This is a genomic window from Rhodovulum euryhalinum (assembly GCF_004342445.1).
In the GTDB taxonomy this organism is placed as follows: domain Bacteria; phylum Pseudomonadota; class Alphaproteobacteria; order Rhodobacterales; family Rhodobacteraceae; genus Rhodovulum; species Rhodovulum euryhalinum.
In genome coordinates, this window is sequence record NZ_SLWW01000001.1 from 272,225 (window position 1) to 287,409 (window position 15,185).

Sequence of the window (15,185 nt, forward strand, 5' to 3'; positions counted from 1 at the left end):
CGATCCGGCCCCCAGACTAGGCAACCCGCGCCCCGCGTCAAACGCATCGCACCCGCCGCGCACTTCCCGGTTGACACCGCCGCTGCCGGTTTGACATGACAGCTTCGTGATCGGTTCTTCCGGCCGCCCTGGCCGGAAGTGAAAAGGGAACGCGGTGCGCCCGTCATTCGGGCAAGTCCGCGGCTGCCCCCGCAACTGTAAGCGGCGAGCGCGGCTGATCGTGCCACTGGGGTCGAGACCCCGGGAAGGCCAGCCAAGCGACGACCCGCAAGCCAGGAGACCTGCCGATCGCCCGTGCCGGACCACCCGTGCGCGGTTTCCACCGGACGCCGGGGTGCGCGTCTGGCCCGGATCGGCCAGCACGGGCCGGTCCGAGCCTTTCATCCCCTTCGTCCTTTCCGATCGCGGCCCGCGTGCCGCCACCGAAAGGAGACGACATTTGTTTTTCCACGGCAATCTGATGACGGCCGCACTTGCGCTGACGCTGGTGCCCGGCCTTGCGTCGGCGCACTTCCAGCTGTCCTACACCGAAAACGCGCTGATCGACCGGCCCGGCGACGTGCCGGTCAAGCTTCTGTTCTGGCACCCGTTCGAGAACGGCCATGTGATGGACATGGCCGAACCGCTGGAATTCTACGCGATCCATCGCGGTGAGAAGATCGACCTGAAGGGCACCTTGGCCCGGACCACCTTCACGGGTGCGGCGAACGAGGCGGTGGCCTGGGACGCCAGCCTTCCGGTGAAACGCGCAGGCGACTATGTGCTGGTGACGGTGCCCGCCCCCTATCTGGAAACCTCCGAGGACATCTTCATCCAGCAGATCACCAAGGCCTATCTCAACCGCGGCCAGATGCCCACCGACTGGACCGGGCCGCAGGGTCTGAAGGCCGAGATCGTACCGATGGTGAAACCCTACAACGTGCTTGCGGGGTCGACCTTCACGGGGCGGGTACTGTCGAATGGCGCCCCTGTCGCGGGCGCCGAGATCGAGATCGAATACATGGCAGCCGAACCCGACATGGCCACCGGCGGCGCGCGCCCCGCGACCGCTGCGCCCATGCCGGGCGGCGCCATCGTCGCGATCTCTGACGAGAACGGATACTTCACCTTCGGGATTCCGCGGGCGGGCTGGTGGGGCTTTGCCGCCCTCGGCGTCGGACCGGATACGGAACACCAGGGCAAGGAACTCAGCCAGGACGCGGTAATCTGGATCCGCGCCTTCGACGTGAAGTAGGAGGCGTCAGATGCATATCGTGGACGGAGCACTGGCCAACCCGGTCGTCATCGGCGGTGCCCTGGTGGCGGCGGGCGGCATCGCGCTGGGGCTGCGGCACTTGCCGCTGGAACGGATCCCGGCGGCGGGGGTTCTCTCGGCCGCCTTCTTCGTCGCCTCGCTGGTGCATGTGCCGATCGGCCCGTCCTCGGTGCACCTCATCCTGAACGGTCTGGCCGGGCTGATGCTGGGCTGGGCCGCTTTTCCGGCGCTGTTCGTGGGCCTTCTGTTGCAGGCGGTGTTCTTCGGCTTCGGCGGGTTGACCGTCCTGGGCGTAAACACGGTCAACATCGCGCTGCCCGCGGTGATCGTGCATTACCTCTGCCGCCCCGGTGTGACCCGGGCCAGCGCCCCCGTGGCCGCGATCTGGGCCGGGGTCGGCGGCGCGCTTTCCATCGCGTTGACGACCGCGCTGGTGGCAGGGGCGCTGAGGCTGAGCGGCGAACAGTTCATCCCCGCGGCAAAACTGGTCTTCTTCGCCCACATCCCGGTCATGGTGATCGAGGGGCTTCTGGCGGCGGCCGCCGTCTACCTGATACGGCAGGTCAAACCCGACCTGTTCGACAGCCTGAAGGGAGCCCCGGCATGACCCGCGCGCTTGTCCTTGTCCTGTGCCTTGCCCTCGCCCCGCTGCCCGCCTCTGCGCACAAGGTGGTCGCCTCGGTCTTCGCCAGCGGCGAGGTGATCGAGGGCGAGATCGGGTTTTCCAGCGGCGCGATGGCCGCGAACCAGCCGATCGAGGTCCTTGACGGCAGCGGCAACAGGCTGGGCGCGGCCATGACCGACGCCGATGGCGTCTTCACCTACCGCCCCACCGTGCCGGTGCGCCACGTCTTCCGCGCCGATCTGGGGGCGGGGCATGTGGCCGAGATCGAGATGGCCGCCGACGAGGTCGCCGCGATCCTTGCCGCCGCGGGTCCGGGCGGGATGCCCCTCGCCGGGCCGAGCGATACGGACACGGCCGCCCTCGCCGCCATGCTGCGCGACGAGTTGCGCCCCCTGCGCCGCGAGATCGCCGCCTACAAGGAACATCACGACCTTCAGACCATCCTCGGCGGAATCGGCTATATCGCGGGGATCTTCGGGGTCGGGTTCTATGTCGCGGCGCGGCGGCGGCTGGCGGGCTGAGCGGTGGACCACCTGCTGTCGCCCGCGGTGCCTCGCCAGAGCGCGCTGTGCGCGATCGACCCGCGCGCCCGCATCCTTGGCGCCTGTGCCTTCGCGCTTGTCACCGTCGCCTGTGGCCAGACTCCCGTCCTGATCGCGGCGCTGGGGATGGCGGGGGGGCTGATGGCGCTGTCGGGCCTCGCCGCGGGGCCGACGCTCAGGCGCATGGCGGCCATGGACGGGTTCATTGTGGTGCTCATCGCGCTTTTGCCCTTTACCGTTCCGGGCGATCCGGCCTTCGCGCTGTGGGGCCTGACCGCAAGCTGGCAGGGCCTGCGCCAGGCGCTTGAGATCCTGCTGACCGCGAACGCCGTGGTGCTGGCGCTGATGGCGCTTGTCGGCGGCATGGAGCCGGTGACGCTGGGCCATGCGCTGTTCCGGCTGGGAGTTCCCGCAAAGCTCGTGCACCTGATGATGTTCACCATCCGCTATATCGAGGTTCTGCGGGCGGAATACCTGCGGCTTTCCCGGGCGATGGCGGCGCGCGCCTTTCGGCCGCGCACCGGCTGGCACACCTATCGCAGCTACGGCTATCTCGTCGGCATGGTTCTGGTCCGTGCGGTGGACCGGTCCGAACGGGTTCTGGGGGCGATGAAGTGCCGGGGCTTCGCGGGCCATATCCCGGTGCTTGACATGCTTGCCTACGGGCCCCGCGATGCGATCTTCGCCGCGCTTCTGGGCGCGGCGCTGGCGGCGCTTTGCCTTGCCGAGGCGGCCCATGCCGCTTTTTGAACTGTCGGGCATCCGATTCGGCTATCCCGGCCAGCCGCCCATCCTGTGCGGCGCGGATCTGACCTTGCGGCCGGGCCAGCGGCTGTCGGTCACCGGGGCGAACGGGTCGGGCAAGTCGACGCTTCTGCGGCTGATGGTGGGGCTTTTGCGGCCCGACGCCGGACGGATCACGGCCTTCGGGCAGGTGCGCGTGGCAGAGGCCGATTTCCACGAGGTGCGGCGCCGGGCGGGGCTGGTGTTCCAGGATCCCGACGACCAGCTTTTCTGCCCCACCGTGGCCGAGGACGTGGCCTTCGGCCCGCTGAACCTGGGCAAGAACCCGGCCGAGGCGCTGGCCATCGTCGAGGCGGTGCTGGGGCGGCTGGGCCTGATGCACCTGCGCGACCGGGTCACCTACAAGCTGTCCGGCGGGGAAAAGCGGCTGGTGACGCTTGCGACCGTTCTGGCGATGGACCCCGAGGTTCTGTTGCTGGACGAGCCGACCAACGCGCTGGACGAGGCGAACGAAGCACGATTGTTGGAAATCCTCGACGCGCTGCCGCAGGCGATGGTTCTGGTCAGCCACGACCCCACCCTGCGCGCGCGGCTTGCGCCGGACGCCCTGCGCCTGACCCAGGGGCGGCTGGTGGCCTAGGCGTGAGGCCCGCGGTCAGCCCCGCCGCATCAGGTAGATGTCCATGATCCAGCCATGGCGCGCCCGCGCCTCGGCGCGTGCGGCCAGGATGCGCGGGGCGGCCTCGGCCAGCGGGCCGGCCTGCGTCAGTTCGTGGTCCATCCCCAGATAGGCCCCCCACCAGATCGAGATGCCCGCGGGGTCAAGGCTCTGGAAGGCGCAGGTACCATCCAGCATCACCGCGACGCTATCCACCCCCTTTGGCCAGCCGCCTTCGCGCAAGCGGCGGCCGGTTGTCACGAGGAAGGGCGCGCCGATCCCGTTCAGCGGGATGCGATGCGCCGCGCACAGCGCCTGAAGGGCGGTGATCCCCGGAACCACGGTGATCCGCGGCGGGGGGGACAGCCGCGCCGCGATCCTGAGCGAGCTGTCGTAAAGCGAGGGATCCCCCCAGACCAGCAGCGCCACCCGCCGCGGGGCGGGGCTGGCGGCGGCGACCGTGCCGGCCCAGGCACCTGCGATGGCGTCGTGCCAGTCCGCGACCCCGGCAAGGTAGTCGCCGTCCGCATCGCGCTTCGGCAGGTCGAACTCGGCGATCCGGGTCTGGTGCCCGGCGCCCAGCACGCGGGCGCAGATCTCGCGGCGCAGGTCGGCAAGGTCGGCCTTGTCCGCGCCCTTGCGCGGGATCAGCACCAGATCGGCACCGCGGATCGCCGCAATGCCCTGCAATGTCAGGTGGTCCGGGTTGCCGGTGCCGATGCCGACCAGGATCAGCTCATCCATCGCCTGCCTCCCCGGCCAGCGGTCCGTACAGGATCAGCGCTGGCGCGGGCGACGGCGCCCCCGCCAGCGATTCCGCCAGCCCGCCGATGGTGCCGCGCGTCAGCCGCTGGGCGGGCGTGGTCACCCCCTCGGCCAGCAGCGCGGGCGTGTCGGGCGACAGGCCGCGCGCGATCAGCGCCTCGGCCAGCGCAGGGAAGGTGCGCCGCCCCATGTAGACCACCGTGGTGGCCTGCGGATCGGCCAGCGCGGCGATGTCGATATCGGCGGGCAGATGCCCCGAAACGTCATGGCCGGTGACGAACTGCACGCGCCGCGCGGTCAGCCGCCGGGTCAGCGGGATTCCCGCCGCCGCCGCCGCCGCACAGGCCGAGGTGACACCGGGCACGATTTCATGGCCAATGCCCGCGGCCCGCAACGCCCCGATCTCTTCCTCCAGCCGACCGAAGAGCCCGGCGTCGCCCGATTTCAGCCGCACGACCCGCGCGCCCGTGGCGGCGTAGTCGACCAGCAGCCGGTTGACATGATCCTGTTTCGGCGAGGGGCGGCCTGCCCGTTTGCCGACCCCCACGAGATCGGCCCCGGCGCGGGCATGGGACAGGATCGGTCCCGAGGACAGATCGTCGAACAACACTGCATCGGCACGCTTGAGCCGGTCGACGGCCTTCAGCGTCAGCAGTTCGGGATCGCCCGGGCCGGAACTGACGAAACTGACGAAACCGGTCACGCCGCGTCCTCCGTGATCAGGTGAAAGAAGCTGCCGGTGACGTGATCCCGGGCAGAACCGGTCTCGGCCACCGGGTTGCCGCCGGCATCGGTGACCAGGGCCAGCGGCGCGTCGGGCTGGGCGAGGATCGTGGAATAGTGGAACTCGTGCCCGCGCAGGCAGGCCCCAGGCCCGTGGCCCGGCATCGCGGCCGTCAGGACCGCCCGGCGATACCCCAGATGCAGCCGCCGCCTTTCGTAGCTTGTCACGAGCCCCAGAAGCCCGGCCATGGCATGGCGCTGGCCATCGGCGTCGATCAGCGCCTCGCCCAGCACCATGTAGCCGCCACATTCGCCATGGACGGGGCGGGTTTCCGCGTGGCGGCGCAGCCCGTCCCGGAACCGGCTTGCAGCGGCCAGCCGGCCGGCATGCAACTCGGGGTAGCCCCCCGGCAGCCAGACCAGATCGGCGTCCGGATCGGGCGCCTCGTCCGCCAGGGGCGAAAACGGCAGAAGGTCCGCGCCCGCGCGCCGCCAGCCTTCCAGCAAATGGGGATAGGCAAAGGAGAACGCCGCGTCACGGGCCAGCGCGATGCGTTGGGCGGGCGGTTTCGGCCACGCCACGGGCGCCGCACGGTGCTGGCCGCGGGCCGCGCCCTGAATCGCGGCCAGATCGGCATTGTCCCGCAGAAAGGCGCCCAGCCGCGCGATGATATCGTCGATATCGCCATGCTCTTCTGCCTGCACGAGGCCCAGGTGCCGCTCGGGCAGTTCCAGATCGCTGCGCCGGGGCAGCGCGCCGAGGACCGGGATCGACAGCCGGGCCATTTCCTCGCGGATCATCACCTCGTGCCGGGCGCCGGCGACGTTGTTCAGGATGACGCCCGCCAGCGGCGGGGCCTCGGGGTGGCGGACAAAGCCCAGCGCCGTCGCCGCTGCCGATTGCGCCTGTCCCGCCACGTCCAGCACCAGCACCACCGGCCAGCCGAAGCGGCGGGCGATCTCGGCGCTCGACCCGCGGCCCGAGACACCGGGCGAGGTGGTGCCGTCGAACAGCCCCATCGCGCCCTCGGCAAGCACCAGATCGGCCCCCGCAGCCTGCCCGGCGATGGTCGACAGCAACGCCTCGCCCATCGCCCAGACGTCGAGGTTGAAGGACTCGCGCCCCGCCGCGATGCGGTGAAAGGCGGGGTCGATGTAATCCGGCCCGTTCTTGAACGGCTGCACCGCCAGCCCTGCGTCGCGGAACGCGCGCAAGAGACCCAGCGTCACGGTGGTCTTGCCCTGGCCCGAGGCCGGGGCGGCGATCACGAGGCCCGGCGCTTCAGTCGCCATTCCGCCCTCCCTCGGCCCGGCTGGGGCGGAAACGGCGGTCGTAATCGGGCGCGTAGAGGCAGCTTTCGGCAAACCCCTCGGCCCCCAGCGCCGGGCCCACGAGTATCAGCGCCGTGCGCTTGATGTCCTCGGGCAGCATGGCCGCGATGGTGGACAGCGTGCCGCGGAGGATGCGCTGGTCGGGCCAGCTTGCACGATAGACCACGGCCACCGGGCAATCGGCGCCATGGAAGGGCGTCAGGTCGGCCACCACGCGGTCGAGGCTGTGGATGGACAGGTGGATGGCCAGCGTCGCGCCCGTGGCGGCGAAATTGGCAAGGCTCTCGGCCTCGGGCATCGACGAGGCGCGCCCGGGCGTGCGCGTCAGCACGACCGATTGTGCCAGCCCCGGCAGGGTCAGTTCCGCCCCCAGCGCGGCGGCGGCGGCGGCAAAGGATGGCACTCCGGGGGTGACGGTCACGGGAATTCCCTCGGCCTTCAGGCGCCGGAGCTGTTCGCCCATCGCCGACCAGACCGACAGATCGCCGGAATGGAGCCGCGCCACGTCCAGCCCTGCGTCATGCGCGACCCGACATTCGGCAATGATGGCATCCAGATCCAGCGGCGCGGTGTTCACGATGCGCGCGCCGGGCGGGCAATGGGCCAGGATCGCTTCGGGCACCAGCGACCCGGCATACAGGCAGACGGGACAGGCCGCGATCAGGTCGCGGCCGCGCAGGGTCAGAAGGTCGGGGGCGCCGGGGCCGGCGCCGATGAAATGGACGGTCATGCGGGGTCTCCGGTTGCGATGGCGCAGGTGGCCATCCGGTCGGCGGATATGTGACGGGGGCTTACGAGGCGCGCCCCGGGACCGGCCGCGGCAAGTGCGGCGGCCTCGGCCACCGAGCCGGTGCCGCGGGCGGCGCGCACGCGGGGCGCCTGGGTTGGCGTAGGGGTGGCGGCAAGCCGGTCGGCCGCGATGGCGCGCACGGGCAGGCCCAACCGGGCGGCCAGCGCGGCGAGTGCGGGGGCCGCGGCCTTGTCGGCGGGGGCGGCCAGCGCGCTCAGCCCCTCGGCGCCGCCCGCGCGGACCAGCGCATCGGCGAGGCTGTCGGCCCCGGCGCCGCTGCGAAATCCGAACCCGGCCACCCTCATCGCACCCCGCTCCACTGCACCACGGGATAGGCCGCGCGCCAGCCGCGCCTGCGGCCCAGCGGCTGCGCCTCGGCCAGTTCGATCCTCAGCAGGCTGCCGCCATGGTCGGCCTGCCAACGGGCCAGCAGCGCCTCGGACTCCAGCGTCACCGCATTGGCCACGATCCGCGTGCCGGGGGCGAGCCGCGCCCACAGGTCGGCCAGCAGCGCCCCGGACAGACCGCCGCCGATGAACACCGCCTGCGGCGGGTCAAGGTCGTGCAGGGCCTGCGGCGCGGCGCCCTCGACCACACGCATCCGGTCGGCACCCAGCCGGTCGGCATTGGCCCGTATCCGGGCAGCGCGGGCGGGATCGGCCTCGATGGCGGTGGCGGACAGCGCGGTATGGCAGGCCAGCCACTCGACCGACACAGAGCCCGAGCCTGCGCCGATATCCCACAGGTGCTCGCCCGGCCGGGGGGCGAGCGCGGACAGCGTCAGTGCGCGGATGGGCCGCTTGGTGATCTGGCCGTCATGCTCGAAGAAATCGTCGGGCCAGCCGCTGGCCAAGGGGATCACGGCGCCCGCGCCGGCCATGTCGAGGCCCACGCAGACCGGGTGCGCGATGTCGTCGAAATCGAGCGTCGCGGCGGTCGTCTGCCGCACCCGCTCGCGCGGGCCGCCCAGCGCCTCGATCACAAGGAGCTTGGTCTCGCCAAAGCCGAGACCGGTCAGCCATCGGGCAAGTTCCAGGACCGCGGCTCCGTCGCGTACCAGCACCAGCGCCCGCAACCCCGGAGCCAGATGGGGACGCAGCCGGGCGATCGGCGCGGCGTGCAGGCCAAGGCAGACGGTGCGCTCCAGCGGCCAGCCAAGGCGCGCCGCCGCCAGCGAAAAAGCCGAAGGGGCGGGCAGGGCTTGCCATTCTCCGGGGGCGAAATGCCGTGCGATCACGCTACCCGCGCCGAACCAGAACGGATCGCCCGAGGCCAGCACGACAACGCGCCGCCCGCGCAAGGCGCGCAGCACCGGCAAACCATCAGCGAAAGGCACGGGCCATTCGATCCGTTCGGCAGTGATCCCGGGCAGCAGCGCCAGATGCCGGGGCGGACCCATGACGATTTCCGCCGCCTCCAGCGCCAATCGGCTTGCAGGCGGCAGGCCGTCCGGGCCATCCTCGCCCACGCCCACGATGGTCAGCCAAGGATCCTCAGCCATGCACCCGACCCTTCTGATCCTCGGCGGTACCACCGAGGCGACCGCGCTGGCCGCCGCCGTCGCGGCACGCGGCATCGACGCGACGCTGTCGCTGGCGGGCCGGGTCGAGCGGCCGAAGCCGCAGCCGGTTCCGATGCGGGTGGGCGGCTTCGGCGGCCCTGAGGGTCTTGCCGCCTATCTCAAGGCCCATCGCATCACCCACGTGATCGACGCCACCCATCCCTTCGCCGCACAGATGAGCCGCAATGCCGTTGCCGCCTGCGCGGTGACCAATGTACCGCTGGTCGCCCTGACCCGTCCGGAATGGACGCCGCAGCCCGGCGACGACTGGCACCGCGTGCCGGACATGGCCGGCGCCGTAGCCGCGCTGGCCGGTTCGCCGCGGCGGGTGATGCTGGCGGTGGGGCGGATGCATCTGGACGCCTTCGCCGCGCAGCCCCAGCATTTCTACCTGTTGCGGCTCGTCGATCCGCCCGAGGCGCCGCCCCCCCTGCCCCGCCACCACGCGATCGTCTCGCGCGGGCCGTTCACCGAGCAGGGCGACCGCGCCCTGATGGAAGAGCACGCCATCGACATCGTGGTATCGAAGAACGCCGGCGGGGCGGGCGCGCGGGCCAAGATCGACGCGGCGCGCATGCTGGTCCTGCCGGTGGTGATGATCGACCGCCCCGCGCTGCCCGGGCGGACAGAGGTGGGGACAACAGATGCGGTGCTTGACTGGCTGGCTCATGCGGGCGCCGATCTCGGGGTGTAGACGATGTCCCCCCGCGCGCGCGGAATGATCCGGGTCAGCGACGATCCCACGATCACCACTGTCCGCATGTCGGCCATCTCGGGGCGGGCCCCGGTCAGCGGAACCACGCGGATCGATTCCTCGGGGGTCGAGACCGCGCGGGCGAAGATCACCGGCCGGTCGTCGCCGCAGGCGTCGCGCAGAACGTCGAGCGCGCGCGCGAACCCCTCGGGCCGGGCCCTGGACCGGGGATTGTAGAAGGCCATGGCAAAATCGGCCTCTGCGGCCAGACGCAGCCGTTTCTCGACCAAGGCCCAGGGCTTGAGGTTGTCGGACAGGTTGATCGCGCAGAAATCGTGGCCAAGCGGCGCTCCCGCCCGGGCAGCGGCGGCCAGCATCGCGGTTATGCCGGGCAGAACCCTGATGTCCAGATCGCGCCAGCCGGGCGGCCCGGCCTCGACCGCCTCGAACACCGCCGAGGCCATGGCAAAGACGCCCGGATCGCCCGAAGAAACGACGACCACCCGCCGGCCCGCAGCGGCCATCGTCAAAGCATGCGCCGCGCGGTCGAGTTCCACCCGGTTGTCCGAGGGGTGCAGCACCAGCCCGTCGCGCGGGGTCACCCGCGCCACGTAGGGGATATAGCCCACCACGTCCGTCGCCCCGGCCAGCGCGGCCGCCACCTCGGGCGTCACAAGCGCATCGGACCCCGGCCCCAACCCGGCGATGGCCAGCCATCCGCTCATGGCCGCCGCCCCTGGCCGTGGACAAGCGCGATCGAGAAATAGGGGGCTGTCTCGTCCGGGAACTCGGACAGCCGCGTCACCTTTTGTCCCGGCATCGCGGCATATTCCACCAGCCAGGCGTCATCGGCCCGGCCGGCCTCTGCCAGCGCGCGCCGCAGCTTGGGCAGGTGCCGGCCCATCTTCATCACCACCACCGCATCAGCGGTCCTGATACCGTCCAGCAGCGCCGCCTCGGGCAGGGTGCCGGGCAGCACGGTCAGCACATCATCGCCCCAGGTGATTGGTTGGCCCGTCGCCGTCCAGGCCGCCGACATGCCGGTGATGCCCGGCACCACCTCGACCGGCACCACGCCCAGAAGCCGGGTATAGAGATGCATGAACGAACCGTAGAAGAACGGATCGCCCTCGCACAGCACCATCACGTCCTCGCCCGCCTCGGCCAGCGCGCGCAGGCGGGCGGTACACTCCGCGTAGAAGGCCGCCAATGCCGCGTTATACCGCGGGTCGTCAAAGGGGATCTCGGTCGTGACCGGGTAGTCCATCGGATGTTCGGCGGCGCCCGGCGGGATCAGCCCCTCGACGATCCGGCGCGCCTGCCCGGGGCGCCCGGCCTTGCGGAAATAGGCGACATGGGCGGCGCGGCCGAGCAGTCGGTCGGCGCGCACGCTCATCAGGTCCGCCGCGCCCGGGCCGAGGCCGAGGCCGTATACCGTGCCCGCGCTCATTCGGCGCGGCTCGCGATGGCGTTGATGGCCGCCACGGTGATGGCGCTGCCGCCCAGCCGCCCCTCGACGATGCAGCAGGGCACGGGCTGCGCCGCCCACAGCGCGTCTTTCGACTCGGCCGCGCCGACGAAACCCACAGGGCAACCGATGATCGCAGCGGGACGCGGACAGGCCGGATCCTCCAGCATGTTCAGCAGATGGAACAGGGCCGTGGGCGCATTGCCGATGGCGACCAGCGCACCGGCCAGACGCGGGCGCCACAATTCCAGCGCAGCGGCCGAGCGCGTGTTGCCCATCGCAGCGGCACGCTCGGCGATGCCATCGGCCTGTAGCGTGCAGACAACGTCGTTCTCGGCGGGCAGCCGGGCGCGCGTGACCCCCTCGGACACCATGCGCGCGTCGCACAGGATCGGCGCGCCGCCTTCCAGCGCCGCGCGCGCCGCGGCGACAAAACCGGGGGAAAAGCGGATATGGGGGGCCAGCCCGACCATGCCCGCGGCGTGGATCATGCGCACCGCGACCTGTTCCTCCTCCATGTCGAACCGGGCAAGGTCGGCCTCGGCACGGATGATCGCGAAGGACTGGCGATAGATCGCCGCGCCATCCTTTTCATAGTCGTAGGGCATCGCTGTCGCCTCGTTTCGGTCGTAGTCCGCACGGTTTCGCGTCAGGGCGGGGAATTCCCACGCGGAACACCCCAAGGCAAGGGCGAAACGCGCCGTAGCGTCGCCCGGGAGGGGAGACAAGCCTAGCGCAGACCCACCCCTGCGGCGATGGAATTGCGGCGGGTCTGCCACAGCCCGGCTGCCTGAAGCGCCGCAAAGCAGTCGCGAAGCGCGGCAAGCGCCTCGGGATTCGCGTCGGCCATGAAACCGGTCAGGTCTTCGTCGCCCAGCGTTACCTCGTGGTATAGGTCGAACAGGTGCGGCGGCACGACACCCGCCAGATGCGCGAAGGCCGCCAGATGGTCCAGCGTCGCCGCGATCTCGGCCGCGCCGCGGAACCCGTGGCGGCGCATCCCGGCCAGCCAGGCGGGATTGGCGGCACGCGCTCGGACCACACGGGCCACCTCCTCGGACAATGTCCGGGTGCGGGGCCGGCCGGGGTCGGTGTTGTCGAGGTGGTAAAGCGCGGCCTTGCCCCCGGTGATCTGCTGCGCGGCGGCAAAGCCCGCCTCGTGCGCGGCATAGTCGGCTGCAAGCAGGATGTCCGTCTCGGGCAGGTCCTGGGCATGGACGAAGGCATCGGCCCCGGCGACACGGGCCTTCAGGCCCTCGGCGTCGCGGTGCGCTACACCCCCGTCCAGCGCCCAGGCGCTGGCGGCAAGCCATGCCTCGCCCGCGGCGCTGCGGGCCGCATCGGTGAAGTCTTCGGCCGCAAGCCCCATCCCCAGCCCGAAGCTTCCGGGCGCCGGGCCATAGACCCGCGGCCCCGGCGCACTCCCGACATAGGGGTTCCAGTCAGCCGCCTCGTCGCGGAGCGCCAGCGCGCGGACCGCCTGCTGAAACAGCGCCGAAAGCGTCGGGAAGACGTCCCGGAACAGCCCCGAGACGCGCAGGGTCACGTCGATCCGGGGCCGGTCGAGCATCGCGACCGGCAGAACCTCGATGCCGGCGACCCGTTCCGACCCCTCGTCCCAGACAGGTTTCACGCCCATCAGGTGCAGCGCCATGGCGAAATCCTCGCCCGCCGTCCGCATCGTGGCCGAGCCCCACAGATCGACCACCAGCCCCCGCGGCCAGTCGCCATGGTCCTGCAGGTGGCGGCGCACCAGGTCTTCGGCCATCCTGACGCCCTGCGCATGGGCCGACCGGGTGGGCACCGCGCGCGGATCGGTGGTGAAAAGGTTGCGCCCGGTGGGCAGCACGTCGCGCCGCCCCCGGTAGGGCGAGCCCGAGGGGCCCGGCGCGATCCGTCCACCCGCCAGTGCCGCCGCCAGCGCGGCGCGCTCGGCGGCGATGGACGGGGCGGCGTCGAAGCCGCAGGGCACCGCGGGCAGGCGGCCGAAGACATGCAGCCCATCGCCGAACTGGCTGTCCTTGATGTCACAGACAAAACGGTCGATCCGGGTGATCGCCTCTGCCGGGCAGGCGGCGGCGTCAAGGCCAAGATCGTCCTCGACCCCCAGCGCCTGCGCCTCGGCGCGGATGTCCGTTTGCAGTCGCGCGCGCCGCCTGGGATCAAGCCCGTCTGCGTTGGAGAACTCGTCGAGCAGCGCTTCCAGCCGGGCGAACCGGTCGGGCGTCCCCCCCCGGCGCAGCGGTGGCGGGATGTGTCCGATGGTAACCGCGCCGATCCGGCGCTTGGCCTGGGCGGCCTCGCCGGGGTCGTTGACGATGAAGGGGTAGATCACCGGCAGCGTGGCGATCAGTGCCTCGGGCCAGCAGGCCGCGGACAGTGCCACCGCCTTGCCGGGCAGCCATTCCAGCGTGCCGTGCGCGCCCATGTGGATCAGCGCGTCACAACCGGCGGCCTCGCGCAGCCACAGGTAGAAGGCGACATAGCCATGGCGTGGCGTGCGTTGGAGGTCGTGGTATTCCGCGTCACGCGCGGCGCTGCAGCCGCGTTCGGGTTGCAGGGCGACCAGCGCCGCGCCGCGCCGGGTGGCGGCAAACCGGAACGCGCCGTTTTGAACCGCCGGATCGGCCTCGGGCGGCCCCCATGCCTTGTCCAGCGCCTCGCGCAGGCTTTCGGGCAATCGCGCAAGTGCCGCGCGGTAGTCCGACACCGGCCAGGCAAGCCGGTCCTGCGCCAGCGCGTCGGCCAGGGGACGGCCGGGCGCGACGGGGACACCGCCCTGCCCCAGATCCTCCAGCACCGCCTCGGCCGAGGCCAGCGCATCGAGCCCGACCGCATGAGCCATCTGCCAGGGCTTGCCGGGGTAGGTCGACAGAACGATGGCCGGGCGCTTGTCGGCGGCGGGGCGGCGGGCAAGCCCGACCCAGGCCAGCACCCGATCGACAATGGCAGCGACGCGCTCGGGATGGGCGCGGTGGGCGTGGCGAGCGAATTGCAGGTGCGGATCACGCGCCCCCGGCTCCTTGAACGACGCCACGCCCGCGAAGATACGCCCGTCCACCTCGGGCAGAACGACATGCATCGCCAGATCGGCGGGCGAAAGCCCGCGCTCGGCCTCGGCCCAGGCGCGTTCGGTCGAGGTCGCCAGCGCCACCTGGAAAACCGGCACGCCCGCGGCATCCAGAGGCGAGGCGCCGTCCGCGCCCCGGGCCGAAAAGGCGGTGGCATTGAGGACGGCGGCGGGACGCAGATGCGCCAGTTGCCGTGCCAGCCAGCGCGCCGCCTCTGGCGCCTTGAGCGAGGGCACGAACAGCGCCGTGACATCGCAGCCGCGGGCGCGGAACGCATCGAACAGCGCCTCGATCGGGTCCAGATCGGCCGCCGTCAGGTAGGCGCGGTAGAAGGTCAGCACGATCCGGGGGCGATCGGTCGGCGGGCCGAGATCGGCGAACGGGCAACACACCCCCGGTTCGGGAGCCCAGGCGCCGACCTGCGGCACCACCTTGGCGCCGGTCACCGGCCCGGCATAAAGCCCCGCGGCCAGCGCCATCTGCGCCAGCGCCGCCTGCGCGGCCACCGCACCGCCCGCATCGCACAACAGGGCAAGGCGGCGCAGCGTCGAGATCGGCAGGGTCGAGACCTCGTCAAGCCGCGCGTCGTGCCGGCCATCGGCGGGCAGAACCGCCAGCGCGATTCCCTTGGCCTGCGCCAGCGCCCGCACCTGCCCCAGACCGTAATCCCAATAGGCGCGCCCCCCGATCAGCCGGATCAGGATGCCCCTGGCACCCGACAGCGTGCGCTCGACATGGGTGTCGACCGACAGCGGGTGCCTCAGCGCCGCAAGGTTGGCCAGCCGCAGTGTCGGCATCCCCCCCGCCGGGCCGCCGCCCCGGTGCCAGCCCGCCGCGAACGCGCCAAGATCGCTGTCCGAGAACGACAGCACCACCAGATCGGCGGGATCCTGCCCCAGATCGGTGGGCGTCCCGGTCTCGTCCAGCCCGTGGCTTTCGCGAAAGACGACGTGCATC

Annotated in this window: 16 protein-coding genes and 1 riboswitch; of the genes, 6 read left to right on the top strand and 10 right to left on the bottom strand. The window is 71.5% G+C overall.

Annotation, left to right across the window (positions count from 1 at the left end; genetic code table 11):
- Positions 1-94: 94 nt before the first annotated feature.
- A riboswitch (cobalamin riboswitch) is annotated at positions 95-303 on the top strand.
- A 157-nt stretch (positions 304-460) separates the two neighbouring features.
- Genes EV655_RS01260 through EV655_RS01280 form a run of 5 tightly spaced genes read left to right on the top strand, consistent with a single transcriptional unit; the run spans position 461 to position 3,806 of the window.
- Complete coding sequence (locus tag EV655_RS01260) at positions 461-1,234, top strand: DUF4198 domain-containing protein (RefSeq protein WP_132540579.1); 774 nt, start codon at positions 461-463, stop codon at positions 1,232-1,234.
- A 10-nt stretch (positions 1,235-1,244) separates the two neighbouring features.
- Complete coding sequence (cbiM, locus tag EV655_RS01265; protein ID WP_132540582.1) at positions 1,245-1,862, top strand: cobalt transporter CbiM; 618 nt, start codon at positions 1,245-1,247, stop codon at positions 1,860-1,862.
- Positions 1,859-2,401 (top strand): cobalt ABC transporter permease, encoded by a 543-nt coding sequence (locus tag EV655_RS01270; RefSeq protein ID WP_132540585.1) that lies wholly within the window; start codon positions 1,859-1,861, stop codon positions 2,399-2,401. The genes cbiM and EV655_RS01270 overlap by 4 nt, the downstream gene beginning before the upstream one ends.
- Before the next feature lie 3 nt (positions 2,402-2,404).
- Entirely contained in the window at positions 2,405-3,172 is a 768-nt protein-coding gene (gene cbiQ / locus EV655_RS01275; protein WP_132540588.1) for a cobalt ECF transporter T component CbiQ, read from the top strand.
- Complete coding sequence (locus EV655_RS01280) at positions 3,159-3,806, top strand: energy-coupling factor ABC transporter ATP-binding protein (protein WP_132540591.1); 648 nt, start codon at positions 3,159-3,161, stop codon at positions 3,804-3,806. Before cbiQ ends, EV655_RS01280 begins: the two co-directional genes overlap by 14 nt.
- Positions 3,807-3,821: 15 nt before the next feature.
- Here EV655_RS01280 and cobF read toward each other — a convergent pair whose 3' ends face one another.
- From cobF to cbiE, 6 genes are read right to left on the bottom strand one after another with little or no spacing between them, the layout of a single operon-like run.
- Positions 3,822-4,568 (bottom strand): precorrin-6A synthase (deacetylating), encoded by a 747-nt coding sequence (gene cobF, locus EV655_RS01285; protein ID WP_132540594.1) that lies wholly within the window; start codon positions 4,566-4,568, stop codon positions 3,822-3,824.
- Positions 4,561-5,292 carry a uroporphyrinogen-III C-methyltransferase gene (gene cobA, locus EV655_RS01290; RefSeq protein WP_132540597.1) on the bottom strand — a complete coding sequence of 244 codons (732 nt, stop codon included), beginning with the start codon at positions 5,290-5,292 and terminating at the stop codon, positions 4,561-4,563. Before cobA ends, cobF begins: the two co-directional genes overlap by 8 nt.
- Positions 5,289-6,605, bottom strand: a complete 1,317-nt coding sequence (locus EV655_RS01295) for a cobyrinic acid a,c-diamide synthase CobB (RefSeq protein WP_132540600.1) — start codon at positions 6,603-6,605, stop codon at positions 5,289-5,291. The genes cobA and EV655_RS01295 overlap by 4 nt, the downstream gene beginning before the upstream one ends.
- Positions 6,595-7,374, bottom strand: coding sequence for a precorrin-4 C(11)-methyltransferase (gene cobM, locus EV655_RS01300; protein ID WP_132540603.1), 780 nt, complete (start codon positions 7,372-7,374; stop codon positions 6,595-6,597). The genes EV655_RS01295 and cobM overlap by 11 nt, the downstream gene beginning before the upstream one ends.
- Positions 7,371-7,739, bottom strand: a complete 369-nt coding sequence (locus EV655_RS01305; protein WP_132540606.1) for a cobalamin biosynthesis protein — start codon at positions 7,737-7,739, stop codon at positions 7,371-7,373. Before EV655_RS01305 ends, cobM begins: the two co-directional genes overlap by 4 nt.
- Positions 7,736-8,935: a precorrin-6y C5,15-methyltransferase (decarboxylating) subunit CbiE gene (gene cbiE, locus EV655_RS01310; RefSeq protein ID WP_132540609.1), complete on the bottom strand. Its 1,200-nt coding sequence runs from the start codon at positions 8,933-8,935 to the stop codon at positions 7,736-7,738. Before cbiE ends, EV655_RS01305 begins: the two co-directional genes overlap by 4 nt.
- On the opposite strand from cbiE, the gene EV655_RS01315 reads away from it, so the two are divergent.
- Positions 8,934-9,689, top strand: a complete 756-nt coding sequence (locus EV655_RS01315; protein WP_132540612.1) for a cobalt-precorrin-6A reductase — start codon at positions 8,934-8,936, stop codon at positions 9,687-9,689. The two genes, cbiE and EV655_RS01315, sit on opposite strands and share 2 nt — an antisense overlap.
- Here EV655_RS01315 and cobJ read toward each other — a convergent pair.
- The 4 genes from cobJ to cobN all read right to left on the bottom strand — a co-directional run bounded on the left by cobJ (position 9,662) and on the right by cobN (position 15,184).
- Positions 9,662-10,414: a precorrin-3B C(17)-methyltransferase gene (gene cobJ / locus EV655_RS01320; protein WP_132540615.1), complete on the bottom strand. Its 753-nt coding sequence runs from the start codon at positions 10,412-10,414 to the stop codon at positions 9,662-9,664. The genes EV655_RS01315 and cobJ overlap by 28 nt on opposite strands.
- On the bottom strand, positions 10,411-11,139 hold the full coding sequence (gene cobI, locus EV655_RS01325) for a precorrin-2 C(20)-methyltransferase (protein WP_132540618.1): 729 nt from the start codon (positions 11,137-11,139) through the stop codon (positions 10,411-10,413). Before cobI ends, cobJ begins: the two co-directional genes overlap by 4 nt.
- Complete coding sequence (locus tag EV655_RS01330; protein WP_132540621.1) at positions 11,136-11,765, bottom strand: precorrin-8X methylmutase; 630 nt, start codon at positions 11,763-11,765, stop codon at positions 11,136-11,138. Before EV655_RS01330 ends, cobI begins: the two co-directional genes overlap by 4 nt.
- A 122-nt stretch (positions 11,766-11,887) precedes the next feature.
- Positions 11,888-15,184 carry a cobaltochelatase subunit CobN gene (gene cobN, locus EV655_RS01335; protein WP_132540624.1) on the bottom strand — a complete coding sequence of 1,099 codons (3,297 nt, stop codon included), beginning with the start codon at positions 15,182-15,184 and terminating at the stop codon, positions 11,888-11,890.
- Between the last annotated feature and the right edge of the window lies 1 nt (position 15,185).

What these genes read in the sequence shown, in the direction of transcription:
- cbiE (WP_132540609.1), bottom strand. Translation starts at nt 8,935, where the DNA reads ATGGCTGAGGATCCTTGGCTGACCATCGTGGGCGTGGGCGAGGATGGC.
- EV655_RS01305 (WP_132540606.1), bottom strand. Translation starts at nt 7,739, where the DNA reads ATGAGGGTGGCCGGGTTCGGATTTCGCAGCGGCGCCGGGGCCGACAGC.
- cobF (WP_132540594.1), bottom strand. Translation starts at nt 4,568, where the DNA reads ATGGATGAGCTGATCCTGGTCGGCATCGGCACCGGCAACCCGGACCAC.
- cbiM (WP_132540582.1), top strand. Translation starts at nt 1,245, where the DNA reads ATGCATATCGTGGACGGAGCACTGGCCAACCCGGTCGTCATCGGCGGT.
- EV655_RS01295 (WP_132540600.1), bottom strand. Translation starts at nt 6,605, where the DNA reads ATGGCGACTGAAGCGCCGGGCCTCGTGATCGCCGCCCCGGCCTCGGGC.
- EV655_RS01315 (WP_132540612.1), top strand. Translation starts at nt 8,934, where the DNA reads ATGCACCCGACCCTTCTGATCCTCGGCGGTACCACCGAGGCGACCGCG.
- EV655_RS01330 (WP_132540621.1), bottom strand. Translation starts at nt 11,765, where the DNA reads ATGCCCTACGACTATGAAAAGGATGGCGCGGCGATCTATCGCCAGTCC.
- EV655_RS01270 (WP_132540585.1), top strand. Translation starts at nt 1,859, where the DNA reads ATGACCCGCGCGCTTGTCCTTGTCCTGTGCCTTGCCCTCGCCCCGCTG.
- cobI (WP_132540618.1), bottom strand. Translation starts at nt 11,139, where the DNA reads ATGAGCGCGGGCACGGTATACGGCCTCGGCCTCGGCCCGGGCGCGGCG.
- EV655_RS01260 (WP_132540579.1), top strand. Translation starts at nt 461, where the DNA reads ATGACGGCCGCACTTGCGCTGACGCTGGTGCCCGGCCTTGCGTCGGCG.
- cobN (WP_132540624.1), bottom strand. Translation starts at nt 15,184, where the DNA reads ATGCACGTCGTCTTTCGCGAAAGCCACGGGCTGGACGAGACCGGGACG.
- cobM (WP_132540603.1), bottom strand. Translation starts at nt 7,374, where the DNA reads ATGACCGTCCATTTCATCGGCGCCGGCCCCGGCGCCCCCGACCTTCTG.
- EV655_RS01280 (WP_132540591.1), top strand. Translation starts at nt 3,159, where the DNA reads ATGCCGCTTTTTGAACTGTCGGGCATCCGATTCGGCTATCCCGGCCAG.
- cobJ (WP_132540615.1), bottom strand. Translation starts at nt 10,414, where the DNA reads ATGAGCGGATGGCTGGCCATCGCCGGGTTGGGGCCGGGGTCCGATGCG.